This window comes from uncultured Roseobacter sp. (assembly GCF_947499265.1).
Lineage (GTDB): Bacteria > Pseudomonadota > Alphaproteobacteria > Rhodobacterales > Rhodobacteraceae > Roseobacter.
Window position 1 is genome coordinate 93,683 of sequence record NZ_CANMNK010000008.1, and the last position, 17,716, is coordinate 111,398.

The 17,716-nt window shown below is 60.7% G+C and carries 14 protein-coding genes and 2 tRNA genes; 7 read left to right on the forward strand and 9 right to left on the reverse strand.

The annotated features are described in order from the left end of the window. Positions 1-259 precede the first annotated feature (259 nt). Positions 260-2,680 (forward strand): FAD-dependent oxidoreductase, encoded by a 2,421-nt coding sequence (locus Q1A63_RS21050; protein ID WP_298975938.1) that lies wholly within the window; start codon positions 260-262, stop codon positions 2,678-2,680. A gap of 101 nt (positions 2,681-2,781) precedes the next feature. Here Q1A63_RS21050 and Q1A63_RS21055 read toward each other — a convergent pair. Both Q1A63_RS21055 and Q1A63_RS21060 read right to left on the reverse strand, forming a co-directional pair. Further along, a tRNA-Asn gene (locus Q1A63_RS21055) sits at positions 2,782-2,856 on the reverse strand. An 80-nt stretch (positions 2,857-2,936) separates the two neighbouring features. Continuing rightward, positions 2,937-3,848 (reverse strand): MBL fold metallo-hydrolase, encoded by a 912-nt coding sequence (locus Q1A63_RS21060; protein WP_298975659.1) that lies wholly within the window; start codon positions 3,846-3,848, stop codon positions 2,937-2,939. A gap of 48 nt (positions 3,849-3,896) precedes the next feature. Between Q1A63_RS21060 and Q1A63_RS21065 the strand changes: the two genes are divergently transcribed. Continuing rightward, positions 3,897-5,222, forward strand: a complete 1,326-nt coding sequence (locus Q1A63_RS21065) for an ATP-binding protein (RefSeq protein ID WP_299409381.1) — start codon at positions 3,897-3,899, stop codon at positions 5,220-5,222. A gap of 442 nt (positions 5,223-5,664) precedes the next feature. Here Q1A63_RS21065 and Q1A63_RS21070 read toward each other — a convergent pair. Beyond that, positions 5,665-5,741 (reverse strand) — tRNA-Ile (locus tag Q1A63_RS21070). Positions 5,742-5,872: 131 nt separating this feature from the next. Between Q1A63_RS21070 and purM the strand changes: the two genes are divergently transcribed. The 3 genes from purM to rnd all read left to right on the forward strand — a co-directional run bounded on the left by purM (position 5,873) and on the right by rnd (position 8,764). Beyond that, the gene (purM, locus tag Q1A63_RS21075) at positions 5,873-6,919 is read left to right on the forward strand and encodes a phosphoribosylformylglycinamidine cyclo-ligase (protein ID WP_299632439.1); all 1,047 of its coding nucleotides are present in this window, start codon (positions 5,873-5,875) and stop codon (positions 6,917-6,919) included. Further along, on the forward strand, positions 6,916-7,509 hold the full coding sequence (purN, locus tag Q1A63_RS21080) for a phosphoribosylglycinamide formyltransferase (RefSeq protein ID WP_298975654.1): 594 nt from the start codon (positions 6,916-6,918) through the stop codon (positions 7,507-7,509). Before purM ends, purN begins: the two co-directional genes overlap by 4 nt. 94 nt (positions 7,510-7,603) lie before the next feature. After that, on the forward strand, positions 7,604-8,764 hold the full coding sequence (gene rnd / locus Q1A63_RS21085) for a ribonuclease D (RefSeq protein ID WP_298975651.1): 1,161 nt from the start codon (positions 7,604-7,606) through the stop codon (positions 8,762-8,764). 21 nt (positions 8,765-8,785) lie between these two features. Here the strand turns inward: rnd and Q1A63_RS21090 are convergent, their stop codons facing one another. Further along, positions 8,786-9,289 (reverse strand): hypothetical protein, encoded by a 504-nt coding sequence (locus Q1A63_RS21090; RefSeq protein ID WP_298975649.1) that lies wholly within the window; start codon positions 9,287-9,289, stop codon positions 8,786-8,788. 124 nt (positions 9,290-9,413) lie between these two features. Between Q1A63_RS21090 and Q1A63_RS21095 the strand changes: the two genes are divergently transcribed. Continuing rightward, positions 9,414-9,824 carry a SufE family protein gene (locus Q1A63_RS21095; RefSeq protein ID WP_298975646.1) on the forward strand — a complete coding sequence of 137 codons (411 nt, stop codon included), beginning with the start codon at positions 9,414-9,416 and terminating at the stop codon, positions 9,822-9,824. 77 nt (positions 9,825-9,901) lie between these two features. Here Q1A63_RS21095 and Q1A63_RS21100 read toward each other — a convergent pair whose 3' ends face one another. From Q1A63_RS21100 to Q1A63_RS21115, 4 genes are all read right to left on the reverse strand, one after another. Continuing rightward, on the reverse strand, positions 9,902-10,558 hold the full coding sequence (locus Q1A63_RS21100) for a DUF1638 domain-containing protein (RefSeq protein ID WP_298975644.1): 657 nt from the start codon (positions 10,556-10,558) through the stop codon (positions 9,902-9,904). A 72-nt stretch (positions 10,559-10,630) separates the two neighbouring features. Further along, positions 10,631-11,329: a B12-binding domain-containing protein gene (locus Q1A63_RS21105; RefSeq protein ID WP_298975642.1), complete on the reverse strand. Its 699-nt coding sequence runs from the start codon at positions 11,327-11,329 to the stop codon at positions 10,631-10,633. 214 nt (positions 11,330-11,543) lie between these two features. Further along, a complete protein-coding gene (locus tag Q1A63_RS21110; RefSeq protein WP_298975640.1) occupies positions 11,544-14,681 on the reverse strand; it encodes an efflux RND transporter permease subunit in 3,138 nt (1,045 codons plus the stop codon). Further along, positions 14,681-15,838: an efflux RND transporter periplasmic adaptor subunit gene (locus Q1A63_RS21115; RefSeq protein ID WP_298975638.1), complete on the reverse strand. Its 1,158-nt coding sequence runs from the start codon at positions 15,836-15,838 to the stop codon at positions 14,681-14,683. Before Q1A63_RS21115 ends, Q1A63_RS21110 begins: the two co-directional genes overlap by 1 nt. An 81-nt stretch (positions 15,839-15,919) precedes the next feature. On the opposite strand from Q1A63_RS21115, the gene Q1A63_RS21120 reads away from it, so the two are divergent. Continuing rightward, entirely contained in the window at positions 15,920-16,549 is a 630-nt protein-coding gene (locus tag Q1A63_RS21120) for a TetR/AcrR family transcriptional regulator (protein WP_298975636.1), read from the forward strand. 5 nt (positions 16,550-16,554) lie between these two features. Here the strand turns inward: Q1A63_RS21120 and bmt are convergent, their stop codons facing one another. Further along, the gene (bmt, locus tag Q1A63_RS21125) at positions 16,555-17,580 is read right to left on the reverse strand and encodes a betaine--homocysteine S-methyltransferase (RefSeq protein WP_298975633.1); all 1,026 of its coding nucleotides are present in this window, start codon (positions 17,578-17,580) and stop codon (positions 16,555-16,557) included. Positions 17,581-17,716: the final 136 nt, after the last annotated feature.

The window sequence follows — 17,716 nt, forward strand, 5'->3', positions numbered from 1 at the left end:
TCTCGCTGGTCTGAAAACGACAGATTTTGCCGCTTAGTGAAGCTTGAAGACCGCGCCGCGGAAACGGCAAATTCAGGCCGGAAGCAGGCATCGCGCGCAGCTTTCATGCGCTGCCAGCCCAATGTTGCAGGCAGTCACTTGTTCTTCACAGGACAAAAGCCCTTGTACGCGCGCGACGGATTATGTCGCCAATGCGCAATCGCCCTGTGGACGCCCGCGCCAGTATGCAGGGCAGAACACTCAAACAGGACCCTTCCTCATGCGCACCCATGCTCAGGCCGTTGTCATCGGAGGCGGCGTTATCGGCTGCTCAATCCTCTACCACCTGACAAAATTGGGCTGGACCGACGTGGTTTTGTTGGAACGGGACGAGCTGACCTCCGGCTCCACCTGGCATGCCGCCGCGAACATTCACGGGCTGCACGACAGCACCAACATCAGCCGCATTCAGCACTATACGATGAACCTTTACAACGGTCTGGAAGCAGAGACCGGCCAAAGCTGTGGCGTGTTTCAGCCCGGGTCACTTTATCTGGCGCAGACTGTTGAGCGGGAGCATCAGCTGCGGCTGCAGGCGGCCAAGGCGAAGCTTTACGGGATGAACTTCCATGAGGTCGACCGCGATGAGGCCGAGCGGTTGCACCCGCTGGTGAATTTCGACGGCATTCGCTGTATCATGTGGGAGCCGGATGGCGGTAATGTGGACCCGTCCGGGGTGACCAATGCCTACGCCGCGGGCGCGCGGGCTGCGGGCGCGGAAATCATTCGGTTCTGCCCGGTAACGGGGACAGAGCAGCAGCCCGACGGCACATGGATCGTGCGCACGCCCAAGGGCGATATTGCCACCGAATGGGTGGTTAACGCCGCAGGTCTCTGGGGGCGTGAAGTGGCCGCCCTCGCGGGGATCACCCTGCCGTTGCAACCTACCGAGCACCAGTATTTCGTGACCGAGACAATTGCGGAAATCGACGCCTTGGACCGACGCTTGCCGTCCGTCGCAGACCGGGACGGCGAATACTACCTGCGGCAAGAGGGCAAGGGCCTTCTGGTCGGGGCTTATGAGAAGAACCTGCGGTTCTGGGCCGAGGAGGGCACGCCGCAAGGCTTCGGGCATGAGCTTTTCGCCGATGATCTGGAGCGGATCGAAGACAATATGATGCGCGCCATCGAGCGCGTGCCTGCGGTGGGCGAGGCGGGCATCAAGCGAGTGATCAACGGGCCGATGATCTGGTCGCCGGACAGCAATGTGCTCTTTGGCCCGGTGCCGGAGCTATCGAATTATTTCTGCTGCAACGGGATCATCCCGGGGTTTTCACAATCAGGCGGCATGGGCCTGCTGGCCGCCGATTGGATCATCACCGGGGAGACGCGATATGACATGTTCGCCTGGGATGTGGCACGTTTTGGTGACTGGGCCGATGCGGCCTTCACCAAGGCGCGGGTGGGTGACCAATACGCCAATCGGTTCAAGATCCATTTCCCCAACGAGGAAAGGTCCGCGGGTCGCCCGATGCGCAAACGCCCCGCCTATGACATTCAGAAAGGCCTCGGCGCGGTGTTCGGTCTGAACTACGGGTGGGAGCACCCGCTGTGGTACGCGGAGATGCCGGGCACCGAAGATACCGATGGGTTCACCCGCCAGAACTGGTGGGGTCCCGTAGGTCAGGAGTGCAGAATGCTGCGAGAGAATGCGGGTATCATCGATATTTCCAACTTTGCAAAATATCGGTGCAAGGGGCCGGGCGCTGAGAGCTGGTTGAACGCGGTCTTTGCCAACACCATGCCCAAATCTGTCGGGCGTTCCTGCCTGACACCGCTGATTGGCAAGCGCGGCGGGATCGCCGGTGATTTCACCGTCACGCGGTTGGCGGAGGATGAATTCTGGATCATCGGATCCGGTATGGCCGAACGCTACCACCAGCGCTTTTTCAAAGCGGTGCCGCTGCCCGGGGGCACCACATTCGAGAGCAAAACCGACGAGTTCTGCGGTTTCAACGTTGCAGGCCCCAGATCGCGCGACATGCTGCAGCGCCTGACAAATACCTCCCTTGCGACCGAAGACTTCCCCTTCATGGCCAGCAAGTGGATCGAGTTGAGCGGGATCCGGGTACTGGCGCTGCGCGTGTCCTTCACCGGCGATCTCGGGTGGGAGCTGCACTGTGCCACGCCAGATCAGGCGCGATTGCTGGAGGTGCTGTTGCAGGCCGGACAAGAGGTTGGCGCGGGTCCGGTTGGATCACGGGCGCTGATGAGCCTGCGGGTCGAGAAAGGATATGGCTCCTGGAGCCGCGAGTATTCGCCCGAATACTGGCCGCAGGAGGTGGGCCTCGATCGATTGTGCAAGATGGACAAGGATTTCCTGAACAAGGAGGCCGTCGCTGCAACGCTTGCCAAGGAGCCACGGGAACATCTGGTGCTGCTCGAACTCGATGCCGCGCAGACCGATGCCTCCAATGCAGACGCGACCGGCGGCGAGCCGATTTTCAAGAATGGGGAAGGGGTCGGGCGCGTGACCTCTGGCACTTTTGGCTACACCGTCGGCAAAAGCCTGGCATTGGGGTATGTCAAAGGCGCTGTGCTGGGTGATCATGTTGATATCATGGTTTTGGGAAAACCCCATGGCGCGAAAATCCTGCACGAACCACCGTTTGATCCGACGGGCAAGCGCCTGCGCGCCTAGGTGCGATTTGCTGAGCGGCGTTAGGATGTGACCTGGAGCTGGTTTCCACAAGCACCGGCACATCATGCGAATGGCAGGTAAGAATAACAAATCGGGAAATTTGGCTCCGGCGGTAGGGATCGAACCTACGACCAATTGATTAACAGTCAACTGCTCTACCGCTGAGCTACGCCGGAACGGTCTGGGCGATATAGCAGCGGCAATTTGTGTCGTCCAGAGGATTTTGCAGGAAATCCGATAATTGCTGCATCAAATGCTATTTCAATCTGAACAAGGCTTCGGCGCTCAGTTTTCCGATCACCTCAACCGAACCTTTCCCTTTGAGATCAATGAGATGCGCCAGAACATTTCGAGCGGCGGCATTCATCAATCTGTCGGGCGTGTCGGTATAGATGATGCGTGCCAGACTATGCGCGTCAGCATCACCTCCCTGTAACGCCTCAAGGATAGCGGCCTCGCGCGATTTGCGATGCGCGATCAACCATGCCAGCCGTGCTTCGGGGTTCGAAATCATCTCTCCATGACCGGGAAAGAAGGCTTGCCACCCGCGCATCTGAAGGCGGGCACAGGACGCCATGAAATCGGTCAGATCACCGTCCGGAGGGGACACCAGCGAACTGGCCCATCCCATCACATGGTCCGCGGTAAAACAGTGATCATTCCACCCCAGACAGATGTGATTGCCGATGTGTCCGGGGGTATGGATGACGTCCAACTGCCAATCGGCTGCATGGATCACATCGCCATCCTTGACCTCCACATCCGGCGCGAAATTGATGTCGATCCCTTCGCCACCGCCCACCAGACCCGTCCGCGCCAGGGCTTGCATGATCTCGGACCGGCCCGCATAGGCAGGACCAAACGCATAGGTTTCTGCACCCGTCGCCTTTTGCAGCGCGCCCGCCAATGGTGAATGGTCCAGATGCGCATGGGTCACGATGATATGCGTGATCTTCTGACCGGGTTCCAGAGCGCCAAGGATCGCGTCCAGATGCGCCACACTCTGCGGTCCGGGATCGATCACGGCAATCTCGGATGTGCCCAAAAGATAGGTATTGGTGCCACGATAGGTCATCGGCGAGGGGTTCGGGGCCACGATCCGGCGCAAACCGGGCAGCAGCGGCTCCGGAGCGCCGATCACCGGGTTGAAATCATCTGGCGGCTGCATGGCCATTCGCTCTTTCTAATGGGCAGGGGCGTCGCTAGGGTTTAGCCCATGTCGTTCGTCTGGCTCAAACATTATATGCCGCGCAGCCTCTATGCGCGGGCGGTCCTCATCCTGCTGTTGCCGGTTGTTTTCCTGCAATTGGTTGTCACCGTGCTGTTCCTGACGCGCCACTTTGAGGACGTCACACAGCAGATGACAGATACGGTGGCGCGTGAATTGCGGCTGGTTCTTTCGATCATCGGGGGGGCGCCTGACAGAGGGTCCATTGGCACCGCCGTCATCCAATCCGCCTCGCAACTGGCGATCACGGTGGTGCCCGTCACCCGAGCCCAGGTGCCGCAAGAACAAATGCGAGAGTGGTACGATTTTTCGGGCCGCGTGATTGTGCGCCGCCTGCCCAGTCAGATCCCTCAGATCATCAGCGTTGATCTGACTGAAAACCGGCGGGTGCATGTCTATGCGGAAACAAGGTACGGACCCGCGAAGATCAGCTTCGACCGCCGTCGCATCTCGGCCGCAAACCCGCACCAACTCTTTGTGAACATGCTGTTTTTCGGCGGTCTCATCACCGTGATCGCGATCCTCTATCTGCGCAACCAATTGCGTCCGATTAAGCGCCTGGCGCGGGCTGCCGAGGCTTTTGGCCGTGGCCGCCACGAGCCGTACTCTCCCGCCGGTGCTGTTGAGGTACGCGCCGCAGGCAATGCGTTTTTGGACATGCGGACCCGGATTGAACGGCAGATCGAACAACGCACGCTGATGCTCTCGGGGGTCAGCCATGATCTGCGCACGCCCCTGACGCGGATGCGGCTGAGCCTGTCGATGCTGGAAGATGACGAGCGGCAACTGCTGGAGCAGGATGTCGATGACATGCAGGACATGCTCGATGCCTTCCTGAACTTCGTAAAAACCGCCGGTGAGGGCGAAACTGAGCCGGTTGATCCGCATGAGTTGGTGGAAAGTGCGGTGGAAAGTGCCCGCAGGGCGGGGCGCAATGTAAAGCTGATGCCATCGGAAGGAGATGGCACCGGGACTGTAACGCTGAACCGGCTGGCCATGCGGCGCGCCCTGGACAATCTGATTTCCAACGCGGTGCGCTACGGCGCGATGGCGGAGGTTTCGGTTCTGTTCACTGAGAAAACACTGCGCATCCGGGTGGAAGATGATGGCCCGGGCATCCCTGAGGACCGTCGGGTGGAGGCAACACGTCCCTTCACGCGGCTGGATCCAGCGCGCAATCAGGATAAGGGTGGCGGCGTCGGCTTGGGATTGGCCATTGCCACCGACATTGCGCGTGCCCACGGGGGGGTGCTCCGGCTGAGCAGCTCGGTCCGGCTGGGCGGTCTCAGAGCAGATATCGTGATTGCGCGGTAATCTGGCCGGCGCGCCCTGAATAGAAAGCAATGCATGACATCCGCGCGTGATCCTACCCGATGTCTGGAGACATCATCGTCTTGCCGGAGGTTTCAACGGTGATTCCAGACCGGCGCGGGGCAGCGCAGTGTGTCTGAGCCGGCAAGGCATATGAGAGGCCAGAAAAATTGACCACGCCCAAACGCCTGCCAAACTCAACTCGGTAAAAGAGGGGGCAACCCCAACACTTAACTCGTTACAAAAATCTACACACTGCGCCGTTGCCCCCGCGCCGACTGCATGGAAGAGAATTAGCACAAATTTTACGAAACATGTTTGCTTTCTGCAAAATTGGTAAATGCGAAAAATCAATAAAGAGAGACGGTTACCGATCTTGGTTAGTGTGGCGGGCACTTTTGTGGGACGGATCGCACGGGCGATCTGATGCGGTGAAAAGTGATTATGGTAGGCCCGGCAGGACTTGAACCCGCAACCAAAGCGTTATGAGCGCTCTGCTCTAACCAGTTGAGCTACAGGCCCGCCATAAGCCTGTGGGTAAGCTGCGCGGATGGCGGCGTCAAGTGGTCGTTGGCACCGGTGGCAGGCGTTGCATGCGGGCTGCGAATGCTCTAACCCGCCATCAATATATTTGTCGCGCGGGGGACCGGACCATGACACTGCCCAAAAACGGGATCACCTATGCGGACGCAGGGGTCGATATCGACGCCGGAAACGCGCTGGTGGAGAGAATCAAGCCTGCGGCCAAGCGCACAAACAGGTCTGGTGTCATGGCGGGTCTGGGTGGGTTTGGCGCACTCTTTGACCTCAAGGATGCAGGCTATCACGACCCTATTCTGGTGGCGGCTACGGATGGGGTCGGCACCAAACTGCGGATTGCCATCGATACTGGCCATGTGGATGGCGTTGGCGTCGATCTGGTGGCCATGTGTGTCAACGATCTGGTGTGTCAGGGGGCTGAGCCGCTGTTTTTCCTCGACTATTTTGCTACGGGCGCGCTGAAAACCGAAAAGGCCGCGCGCATCATAGAGGGGATCGCTCTGGGGTGTGAGCGGGCCGGTTGCGCGCTGATCGGTGGCGAAACCGCCGAGATGCCGGGCATGTATCCTGCCGGGGATTTCGATCTGGCGGGTTTTTCCGTGGGCGCGATGGAGCGGGGGCAGGATTTGCCTGCGGAGGTTGCGGCTGGGGATGTGCTGCTGGGTCTTGCCTCGGACGGGGTGCATTCCAACGGCTACAGCCTGGTGCGCAAGCTGGTGGCGCTTTCCGGGTTGGGGTGGGAGGACAAATGCCCCTGGTCCCAACAGTCGCTGGGCGCGGAACTGCTCACCCCCACACGTCTTTTTGTGAAACCCGCGCTGGCCGCGATCCAGTCCGGCGGCGTGCATGCCCTGGCACATATCACCGGCGGCGGGCTGACGGAAAACCTGCCACGCGTTCTGCCGGAAGGGCTGGGTGCGGAAATTGATCTCTCAACTTGGCTGCTGCCGGATGTTTTTAGCTGGATGGCACAGACCGGTGGGATGTCAGAGGCGGAAATGCTGAAAACCTTCAACTGCGGGATTGGCATGATCCTTGCGGTTTCTCCTGACCGCGCCGATGCGCTGACCGCCCTGCTGGCGGAGCACGGTGAGGACGTCACCCGCGTCGGGTCCGTGACGGAAACAGCCGGGGTTCACTATCAGGGCGCGCTTTTGTGAGCAAACGCGTTGCGATTTTCATCTCGGGCGGCGGGTCGAACATGCTCAAGCTGCTGGAGAGCATGACCGGAGATCACCCTGCGCGGCCTTGCGTGGTGTTGTCGAACGATCCAATGGCGCGCGGGCTGGAGCTGGCCGAAGCGCGCGGCGTGCCGACAGAGGTGGTACGGCATGAACCGTTCAAGGGCGACAGGGTGGCGTTTGAGCACGCGATTTCCGGCGCCATCGCCCCTCACGCGCCCGATGTCATTTGCCTCGCAGGCTTCATGCGCAAGCTGACCGAAAGCTTTGTGGATCCCTGGCGCGGCAAGATGCTGAACATTCATCCCTCCTTATTGCCCAAATACCGGGGTCTCAACACCCACGCGCGCGCTCTTGCAGCCGGCGACTCTGTGCACGGCTGCACGGTCCATCAGGTCACGCCACAACTGGATGACGGCCCCATTCTTGGCCAGGCGCAGGTTCCGGTCTTGGCAGAGGATACCGTGGACAGTCTTGCGGCGCGTGTATTGGCGCAGGAACACCTGCTTTACCCCGCGGTGCTGCGCCGTTTTGCGGCAGGGGACCACCGCCCGATCCTGTTGCGTTAAGGCTTCGTTCAGGGTTCTGGTCAAAGCTGTGGGGGTCGTGTAACAGTTTAAAACCTGGGTATCACCGACACCATAAAGAAAAAGAAACGCCCGAATGAAAACACTCACCACGACTGAGGAGCTGGCCGCTTTTTGCACGGAAGCGGCGGGCCACGACTATGTGACGGTCGATACCGAATTTCTGCGCGAACGCACGTATTATTCCAAGCTCTGTCTGATCCAACTGGCGATGCCTGGAGAAGACGACAGCACAGCGGTTCTGGTCGATCCGCTCTCGGACGGGCTCTCGCTGGAGCCGCTTTACGATCTCTTTCGCGACACCTCGGTGGTCAAGGTGTTCCACGCCGCCCGTCAGGATCTGGAGATTTTTTACGTTGACGCCCAGGTCTTTCCCGAGCCACTTTTCGACACGCAGGTTGCCGCGATGGTCTGTGGTTTCGGTGAGCAGGTGGGCTATGAAACGCTGGTGCGGCGCATTGCCAAAAAGCCGCTCGACAAGACGTCGCGCTTTACCGATTGGTCGCGCAGGCCGCTCACGGAAGCGCAAAAGACCTACGCGCTGGCAGATGTAACGCATCTGCGCGACATCTACGAGTATCTCGCAAAGAAGCTGCAGGAAACCGAACGCAGCCGCTGGGTGAACGAAGAACTGACGGTGCTGACCAGCGCGGATACCTATGTCGTCACGCCGCATGAGGCCTGGCGCCGGGTCAAAACCCGCACGAATTCACCGAAATTCCTGGCTATTGTGCGGGAGCTTGCAGCCTTTCGCGAAAGCTTTGCGCAGGAGCGCAACATCCCGCGCAACCGTGTGTTCAAGGATGACGCCTTGGTGGAGCTGGCCTCCAACAAACCCAAGAACAACGAAGAGCTGGGCCGGGCGCGCCTCTTGCTGCGGGAAGCGCGGCGGGGTGATATTGCCGAGGGCATCTTGAAGGCCGTGGCCGCAGGTGTGGCCTGTTCGCCGGATCAGATGCCCCAACCCGACCGGTCGCGGGACAAGTTGCAGGTCAACCCCGCCCTGGCGGATTTGTTGCGCGTGCTGCTGAAAGCCAAGACCGAAAGTGCTGGTGTTGCCGCGAAACTCATTGCGCCCGCCTCAGATCTGGATGCGATTGCGGCGGGGCTGCGCGACGTGCCGGCACTGGCCGGGTGGCGCAAAGAGGTTTTTGGCGCGGATGCGCTGCGGCTTTGTGATGGGAAGATCGCTTTGGCCGCAGATGGGTCGGACGTGCGCATCGTCACACTCGACTGAAACTGACCTTCGTCTCAGAAGTTACCGGCGAGATTGAAGCGCGTTGCGCGCGGCTTCCACGCGGATCGTGCGCACGTCGCGCAGCGTCTGGTCAGTCACCTTGCGCGCGACGTTGACCTCCCGCGATGCAGGCGTGCCTGCGCCGGTATTTGGCCCGCGCAGCCCTTCAAGACGGTAAGTGAGCACCCCGTCGACGGCCTGCTCATCTTCTTCTGCAGGGGTCAGCTGCACCGAATGAACGCCTTGCACTGCGGCCACACCGGTTGCGCGGATGATCGCGCCGCCGGGCACACGTTCCACGACAAGTTCGCTGATGCTGTCAATGGGCTGGCCGTTATAGACCACTTCATTGTTGCGCGAGTCGAAGATGCCCGTGCGTTCCGGGATCAGCGGGTTTGTGTTTGCGGAAGCTGCTGTTGTCGGGGCCGCTTCGCCGCGGCCAAACCAGTTGAACGGGTTGAGACGGGTGCCACAAGCAGATACGACAAGTGTGGAGATCAAAAGGGCGGAAACTGTCTTGTGCATCGGGCCTGCCATGAATTCTTGTTTGCTCTGAACTACCCCATCTCAGGCCACTTGAAAAGCGTCAAGGCGGGCTGGACCTTTGTCCTCACGCGCCTTACCTCAAGGACGAGAAATGAGGGACCCCATGGCGCAAGCAGCTTTCGAAGAATTGGTTGAAGATTTCGAGTTCCTGGAGGAGTGGGAAGATCGCTACCGTCTCGTGATCGAGGAGGGAAAAGCGATGGACCCGTTGGCAGATGCTTTGAAAGTGCCGGCCACCAAGGTGGATGGCTGCGCCAGTCAGGTTTGGCTGCATGCGACGATTGAGGGGGAGACTCTGCACTTTGACGGTGAAAGCGATGCGATGATCGTGAACGGCCTCATTGCGATCTTAAGAAAGCTCTATAATGGGCTGACGTTAAAGGATGTTTTGGCCGTTGATGCGCGCGCTGAAATGGGTCGGTTAGGGTTGAACGATCACCTGTCGGCGCAGCGCTCGAACGGGTTGCGGGCGATGATCGAACGCATCCGCTCTCTGGCTGCTGCCGCCGCGTGACTCCAAGGCGGCGTCTGCGACGCCACACTATGCTTTAAAATTCCTGACGGAATTTCGACGGGTGGCCCATGTTATGATTATCGCGCGGGTCGGTCTGCAACCCCAGCCAACGCTGTGGCGAGATCCCCATATCCGGTAAAGCGCCGTTCAAACTCGAGGCCGAGGAAATCCGCACAGGTTTTTGCCTTTTCAGTCAACGCCGGGTCATCGGTCTGGGCCTGATAGACAAGTTTTTCGTAGTTGCCAAAATACATGTCGCGCAGGTCGGGGTGGCGATCAAGACCCATCGGCTTGACCACAAAGGCATCGAATTGGCGCACCAGAAAGTCAGTGAGATAGAAGGTGGTGAATTCGGTCTCACTCTGTTTGGCGAAGCGGTCATTGCCCTCGAAGAAGGAATAGCAATGCGGCCCGGCGATCATTTCCACGCCTAGTTCATCGCAGGCGGCCTGCAAGAGGCCCCCTGTGCCGCAATCGGCGTAAACGACGAAAATCTGATCGTAGGCGCCACGGTGCTTGGCAACGGCGTCGCGCACAGCCTGGGTGATTTTTTCGGGATAGAGGTGGTATTTGGCGGGCAGGCAGGTCAGGTCCAGGTGGGACCAGCCGTTTGCCGCTTTCAGGTCGAGAATTTCGCGCGCCAAGGCACCACAGGCGATCAGAAGCACCTTGCCGGACTGCTGCGCGAGCGGCAGGCCGCGTTCCGTCAGCTTGGTGTCGTTCAGCTCTGGCATGCTCACCCTTCACAAAAACGGCCTGCGCCGGTTTCCCGACAAGAGAGGCCGCTCAATCCGGTTGTGCGGGTGTCAGGCGGATTTCTGATTGTGCTTGCGACCGACCCATTCCTTTGCCGTCTCAACCGCCACGGCGGCATCCCGGCAATAAGCGTCCGCACCGATGGCCCGACCAAACTCTTCATTCAACGGTGCGCCGCCAACGAGCACGATATAATCATCGCGGATGCCCTGTTCCACCATCGTGTCGATCACGACCTTCATGTAAGGCATGGTGGTGGTCAGCAGCGCGGACATGCCCAGAATGTCAGGGCCTTCTTTTTCCATCGCTTCGAGGTAGGACTCAACGGCGTTGTTGATCCCCAGATCGACCACTTCGAAGCCGGCACCTTCCATCATCATGCCCACGAGGTTCTTGCCGATGTCATGAATGTCACCTTTGACGGTGCCGATTACCATTTTGCCCACGCGGGGCGCGCCCGTTTCCGCCAGCAGCGGCTTCAGAATGCCCATGCCGCCCTTCATGGCGTTTGCGGCGAGCAACACTTCAGGCACAAACAGAATACCGTCGCGGAAATCCGCGCCCACGATGGTCATGCCGCCAACGAGCGCCTTGGTCAGGATGTCGTAGGGGGCCCATCCGCGTTCCAGCAGAATCTCCACACCTTCGATGATTTCCTCTTTGAGGCCATCGTAGAGGTCGTCAAACATCTGCTGGACAAGTTCTTCGTCGTCCAGTTCTGACAGGATGATATCGTCTTCGTCCGACATTGGCTTTCCTTTATTGCCGCACCAGAAAGCGGGGGCGTGGTCTCTGATCCCTTTTGACAGAACGTCCGCACCGGACTTTTCAAATTGCGACACGAAGGAAACAATGTGCGACGCTGTGACGCTATTTTTATCGCAAATACAGGTGACTGTACAAGCTTTTGGAGCGCCTCTGGAGGCGAAACCTTTTCATAATGATATACAGTTTTATCCGCAGTTATTCGGCGGCCTGCACCAGGATGAGCGGGCTTTGCTCTTTGGTTTTCGGTGCTTTGCGGCGCCATTTTCGCGCATAGAGCAGCGCAAACATGGGCGGTGTGAAGTAGAACGACACCACCGTGGAGAGCAGGACACCCCCCGCCACGGACATCGCGAAGGGCGGCCAGAACCCGCCCCCGGCGAGGATCAGGGGCAGGAAGCCACCAAATGTCGTGATCGTGGTGCTGACGATGTGACGGCTCGACCCCATCAGAACATCGACCATCGCATCCGCGTTCCCCGACCGCGCGCCGGGATCATCGCGCAGGCCGGTCATGATGATGATGGCTGCGTTGATCGACACGCCGATGGAGCCGATCACGCCGATGATCGCGTTGATGCCAAAGGGATATTGGAAGATCGCCAGTGCCAGGATGCTCAGGCCCGCGGAGAGCACGCTGACCACCAGCGCGATGGCGGAGAGGCGGAAGGAATTGAACGTCATGACAATGGCCGCGATGGACAGCGTCACGATCAGGCCCAGAGACGCCAGCAGATTGCCCAGGGTTTCCGACCGCGCATCGCTGTCGCCGCCAATCTCCAGACGGTACCCGGCAGGCAACGTGAACCCTTCGGCGTCAAGCGCCTGCTGCACCTGTACCAGGGCTTCTTCGGGCAGGACATCACGCAGGATAAAGGCCTGGATGGTGTTCACCCGCTCGGCATTGCGCCGGGTGATGATGGGCTCGCTGGGGGTCAGAGAGATATCGGCGATGGCAGAGAGCGGCACGCCGGGGAAGGTGCCGTTGCGGGATTGTGCGGCGGCATCAGGGGGCAGAATCGTCATGTCGGCAATCGCCGTCAGATCCCCGCGTGTCGCATCGCCGAAGCGCACCCGCACGGGCAATTCTTCTGGACCTTCGAGCAGCGATCCACCGGCAACCCCTTCGAGCCCGGCTTCGAGCTGCCGCGCGATGCTGGAAAGCTCAAACCCCAACTGGCGCGCCTTGGCCTCATCCACATCAATGCTGACCTCCGGCGCACCGGTGGTCACGGTGCCGCGCGTGAGCGTAACCGCATCGACATTGGCGATGACGCGGCGCATCTCGGCACCGGTTTCCCGCAGGGTCGCAAGGTCCGGCCCCACAAGCCGCAGTTCAACCGGGGCATCCACGGGCGGGCCCTGCACCAGCCCGCGCACCAGAACCTGTGCCTCGGGCGCTGCTGCGCCAATGTCGCGTTCAAGCCTCGCAATCAGGGTTTCGGTGGCTTCGGGGGAGGTGGTTGTGACCAGCGCTTCGGCAAACCGCGAGGCATTATCGCGCCCACCGGCCATGTTGTAATAGAACGCCGGTGCGGATTTACCGATGACCCAGGAGACCTGTTTCGTCTCCGGCGCCTCCCGCAGCAGGGCATCCAGCCTATCGACCACCGTGGCGGTTTGCCCGATGGCGGCACCGGGCCGCAAGTCCACTTCGATGTGGAACTGGTCACGGTCAACACCGGGAAAGAACTGTGCGGTCAGCAGCGGCATCGACATGAACCCCAGCACCGGCAGCACCAGCGAAAAGGCGACCGACTTCACCGGATTGCCGACAGCCCAGCGGAGCGTTCCGGCAAAGGCGCGTGACAGGCTGCGGATTTTCAAACCGCTGGCAAGGAGGCCGGTGTTACCTGCCGCTGGCATCGCCCATCCGGCAATGGCGGGGGTCAGGGTCACGGCGATCACGAAGGACCACATCAACATGGTCACCACCGCGATGGCGATGGAACCGACGAAATCGCCCGCCGGTCCGGGCAGCAGGATCATCGGCGTAAAGGACAATGCGGTTGTGACCGTGGAGGCAAAAAGCGGGGCGAAGAGCCGGCGCACGGCCCCTCGGACCGCCGCGATCCGCGTCTGCCCCCGGGCCACGCGCTGTCCCACCTCATCGGTCATGACTATCCCGGCATCGACCAGCAGACCCAGCGCCACGATCAGGCCGGTCACGGACATCTGGTGGATGGCCAGGCCGATCACATTCATCGTGGCCAGCGTCGCCAGCGACACCAGCGGCAGGATCAGGGCCACGATCATAGCGGCGCGTACGCCCATTGTGATCAGCAATACGCTCACCACCAGCGCCACGCCGATGGCCATATTACCGCCCACTTCGGCCAGACGCTCCGCGGTGTAGCGGCTTTGATCAAAGATCAGCTCGGCGGTGATGCTGGCGGGCGCATCCGCCTGAAATCGCGCGAGGGCGGCGGTCACGCGCTCCATCCAGACATCGACCTGCAAGCCGTCTTCCAGCTTGGCAGCGACCAATACGGCAGGCGCGCCATTGTGTATGGCTTCTTCGGCAAGGGGCAGGCGGGGCCCGCGGCTGATCCGAGCGATGTCCGCGATGCGAGTGACTTGACCATCCGCGCCTTCGCGCACGATCATCTCGCGCACCCGTTCAAGCGCTGTGATGTCGCCCGCGATGTCGATGATCAGCTCGTTGTCGAGGCTGCGCACGCGCCCGGCCTGGCCCTTGCTGTCGGCGCGTGCGATGGCGGCGGAGACATCATCTGCGGTCAGGCCAAGTGCTGCGGATTTTATGGGATCGAGCGTGACCAGCACTTCTTCTTCGGGGCTGCCAAAGGTTTCGACCTGCTTGGTCCCGGACAGCGAGCGCAAATCATCTGCAAGGCTTTCCGCATAGCGCCCCATGATGGTCAGCGGCACGTCGGCGTGATCGGCCGAGAGCGCTATGATCGCGCCGAAGGTACCCGCCCCATCGGACGAAAACTCAGGCGTCGGGACACCCGCGGGAAACTCGGCCTCCGCATCGCCCAGAGCGTCGCGGATTTCGGACCAGACCTGCTCGATGCGTTCATCACCCAGGGTGTCCAACAGATCCACCTGCACGATGGAAATGCCGGTGGCGGAGGTTGAATTGATTTCATCGACTTCCGGGATCTCCCGCAGGACCTCTTCGATCTCGGCGGTGACGAGGGTTTCAACACGCGCGGGGTCGGCGCCGGGGTAGGGCGTGGTGATGGTGGCAAAAAGATTGGTGATCGTGGGGTCTTCCTGCCGCCCGATGGCCAGCAGGGACGACAGGCCCGCCGCGATGATCACCAACAGGGCAAGGGCGACAACGCGTGGTTCGCGAAACGTGAGCGTTTCCATCAGCCTGCCTCACCGGCGAGTTGCACCCTCTGGCCGGTGACCACGCGGTGGGGGCCGTCGGTGATGTATCTGGTGCCCTCGGGGAAGGTGCCGCGCACATAAGCCCGCTGTGCATCCGAGAAGAGCACTTCGACGGCTTCACTCTCGACCATTGGCGTTTCGGTCTCAGGCACGGTCATCAGGCGCCAAAGCCCGCGCGGTGCATCCTGAAGCGCTGCCAGCGGCACCCAGGCGCCTGTTTCCAGAACCTTTTGTTCCAGCACCAGCGTGCCCGTATCCCGCAAGGGGGGCAAATCGCTTTCCGCGAAATTGAGCAAAACGGTGCGGGTGCGTGTGGCGCTGTCCAGCTCGGGCAGCACAGAGTCGAGTGTCAGCGGATAGCGTCGCCCGTCAAAGAGCGCGTAGAGCTCTGTGCCTTGCGACAACGCATCGACCATGTCGGGCGTCAGCCCCACCCGAAACTGCTGCCCGCCGCTTTCGACCAGGGAAAAGATCGGCTCGCCGGCGCCCACCGTGCCGCCGGTGTCGACCAGGCGCGAGGATATCGTCGCGGCGAAGGGAGCTCGAAGCTCCGATTTTTCAAGCTGCAGTGCCACGGAAACCAGACTGGCATCGATCTCCGCGATCCGCGCCTCCAGCTCTGCCAGCAGCAGCGCCACATTGTCGACGGCCTGAGAGGAGGCAAACCCGCGCTCGCGCAGTTCCGTCTGACGATCGGTGGTGCGGCGGGCCAGTTCCGCCTGTGCTTCGAGGGCGCGCCGGGAGGCTTGCAGCCGCGCCTCTTCGGCCTCAATGAGGCGCGTGTCCAACCGCGCAACCAACGTGCCGGGTGTGACGGTATCACCCTCGTCCAAGGCCAGATGCGCGACCGTCCCGCCTTGCTCAAAGGCCATCGTGGTGCGTTGTGCCGCCTGGATCTGTCCCGGGAACCGCCGCGCAACCGTATACCCGTTTTCCAAGGTCAGCAGCGCTGTGGAAACCGGCATGGGCGCGGTGGCTTCAGGGGCTGTCACCTCAGCCGCGCGCCCCGCGAGCACGTTTTGGCCCAGGACCATCAGGCCGATTGCAAGGCCGATCATCAAAAGGGTGAAGACGAGCGTGATCCCTTGTCGTATCATGCGACGCCAAAGGGGTATTTGCGGAATTGTGGTCGCCATCGTGCAAAGCCTCACTTGCGAAGTAAGTATCGCTTACATATGTTATAGGCTCTAACTTAATCAAGCGCAAAGGAGCGTTTTTTGTCAGATTCTTCCCCAGAGGTGCAGGACCGGCGCACGACATATCACCACGGCGACCTGCGCGGGCAGCTGCTTTCGGTTGTGCGTGAACTCGTGGAACTCCATGGTCCTGAAGGGTTTTCTGTCGCCGAAGCTGCACGTCGGGCAGGGGTCAGCACCGCAGCACCCTACAAGCATTTCAAGGATCGGACGGATTTGCTGAATGCGCTGGTCTCGGATGCGATGGACCGTCTGGCGATGCATATGGCACGCGAACGCGACCTGTTTCCGGTCGGATCATATGAGGCCATCGCGGGAATCGGCAGAGCGTACATCACCTTTGCCAAGACCGAGCCGGGCATTTTCCGGCTGATGTTCGGGCTGACCGAGGGTCAGGAAGACGACGATTGCTTGCAAAAGAAAGGGATGATTTGCAGGGAAATTGTCGAGAAAGCCTGCGCGGATTGCCTGGGCAAGGACGCCTCGACCCAAGCCGTGACCCTCGCGGCCTATATTCTATGGACCAGCGTGCACGGCCACGCGTTTCTGAGCATCGACAACAAGAACAAGGCCGAAGCGCAGGAACTGGACGATTGGGATTTTTTGATGACCGTCACGCGGGGCATTCTTGAGGCCTCGTTGCGACGCTGATCCGGTCAGCTCGCTGCAGCGCGCCGCCGACGGGAGGTGCGGCGTGCCGGGGCGGCATCCTCGCCGGTGCCATCGCTTTGCGACGAAAACCCACCCAGACGATCCACGATTTCTTCCAGCGACGGCGGGTGATCCAGCGTGCGGGTATCCAGCGCCTCGCGCATATGGCGCAGGTGTTCCGGCATCGTGCCGCAGCACCCGCCAATGATCTTTGCGCCACAGGCCCGCGCCATCACCGCATAATCCGCCATCAATTCCGGTGTGCCATCATAATGAATGTGACCATCGACGTATTTCGGAATGCCCGCATTGCCTTTGGCAATCACCGGGCGTTCGGGGCCTTGGGCGGCGAACCCCAGAATGGTGCGCAGCAAATCGGACGCGCCGGTGCCGCAATTGGCGCCAAAGGCCAGCGGTGCGTGATCCCCCAGATCGTCCACCAGTTTGACCATATCGGCGCTGGTCAGGCCCATCATCGTGCGTCCGGCGGTGTCAAAGCTCATGGTGCCCGCCCAGTCCAGCCCGGCCAGCGAAAACCCCTCAGCCGCGGCGCGGTATTCCTCGGGCGCGCTGATCGTTTCCAACCAGCCGATGTCGGCCCCGCCTGATTTCAACCCGTCGGCGGCCTCATGAAACATCTCAACCGCCAAAGCGTGGCTCAGCGTGCCAACCGGTTCCATGATCTCGCCGGTCGGACCAACAGAGCCCGCGACAATCACCGGGCGGCCTGCGGTATCCGCAACATCACGGGCGATTTCAGCAGAGACGCGCGCCAGCTCATGGGTGCGCTTTTCCGCGTTGTGCAGTTTCAGACGCGAGGCATTGGCGCCAAAGGAATTGGTCAGGAACAGATCACTGCCCGCCTCCACAGCGCCCGAATAAAGCGCCTTGATCTTCTGCGGCTCATCCGTGTTCCACAATTCCGGCGCATCGCCAGACATCAGCCCCATATTGAACAGGTTCGTGCCTGTCGCCCCATCGGCAAGCAGGGTGCCCTTGGCGTTGAGCAATTCGATCATGGGATTTGTCATGGAGGCCTCACTGGGTACAACAATGCATGCTGTGTCACGAAGGCATCTTCAAAGCAAACTCATAAAATTCATCTTGGTTATGAGTTTGCTAGAGGTTTGGTCGCAGGTCCCGGGGCGAAAACATCGCAGACCCGGG

What these genes read in the sequence shown, in the direction of transcription:
- Q1A63_RS21050 (WP_298975938.1), top strand. Translation starts at nt 260, where the DNA reads ATGCGCACCCATGCTCAGGCCGTTGTCATCGGAGGCGGCGTTATCGGC.
- Q1A63_RS21060 (WP_298975659.1), bottom strand. Translation starts at nt 3,848, where the DNA reads ATGCAGCCGCCAGATGATTTCAACCCGGTGATCGGCGCTCCGGAGCCG.
- Q1A63_RS21065 (WP_299409381.1), top strand. Translation starts at nt 3,897, where the DNA reads ATGTCGTTCGTCTGGCTCAAACATTATATGCCGCGCAGCCTCTATGCG.
- purM (WP_299632439.1), top strand. Translation starts at nt 5,873, where the DNA reads ATGACACTGCCCAAAAACGGGATCACCTATGCGGACGCAGGGGTCGAT.
- rnd (WP_298975651.1), top strand. Translation starts at nt 7,604, where the DNA reads ATGAAAACACTCACCACGACTGAGGAGCTGGCCGCTTTTTGCACGGAA.
- Q1A63_RS21090 (WP_298975649.1), bottom strand. Translation starts at nt 9,289, where the DNA reads ATGCACAAGACAGTTTCCGCCCTTTTGATCTCCACACTTGTCGTATCT.
- Q1A63_RS21095 (WP_298975646.1), top strand. Translation starts at nt 9,414, where the DNA reads ATGGCGCAAGCAGCTTTCGAAGAATTGGTTGAAGATTTCGAGTTCCTG.
- Q1A63_RS21100 (WP_298975644.1), bottom strand. Translation starts at nt 10,558, where the DNA reads ATGCCAGAGCTGAACGACACCAAGCTGACGGAACGCGGCCTGCCGCTC.
- Q1A63_RS21105 (WP_298975642.1), bottom strand. Translation starts at nt 11,329, where the DNA reads ATGTCGGACGAAGACGATATCATCCTGTCAGAACTGGACGACGAAGAA.
- Q1A63_RS21110 (WP_298975640.1), bottom strand. Translation starts at nt 14,681, where the DNA reads ATGGAAACGCTCACGTTTCGCGAACCACGCGTTGTCGCCCTTGCCCTG.
- Q1A63_RS21115 (WP_298975638.1), bottom strand. Translation starts at nt 15,838, where the DNA reads ATGGCGACCACAATTCCGCAAATACCCCTTTGGCGTCGCATGATACGA.
- bmt (WP_298975633.1), bottom strand. Translation starts at nt 17,580, where the DNA reads ATGACAAATCCCATGATCGAATTGCTCAACGCCAAGGGCACCCTGCTT.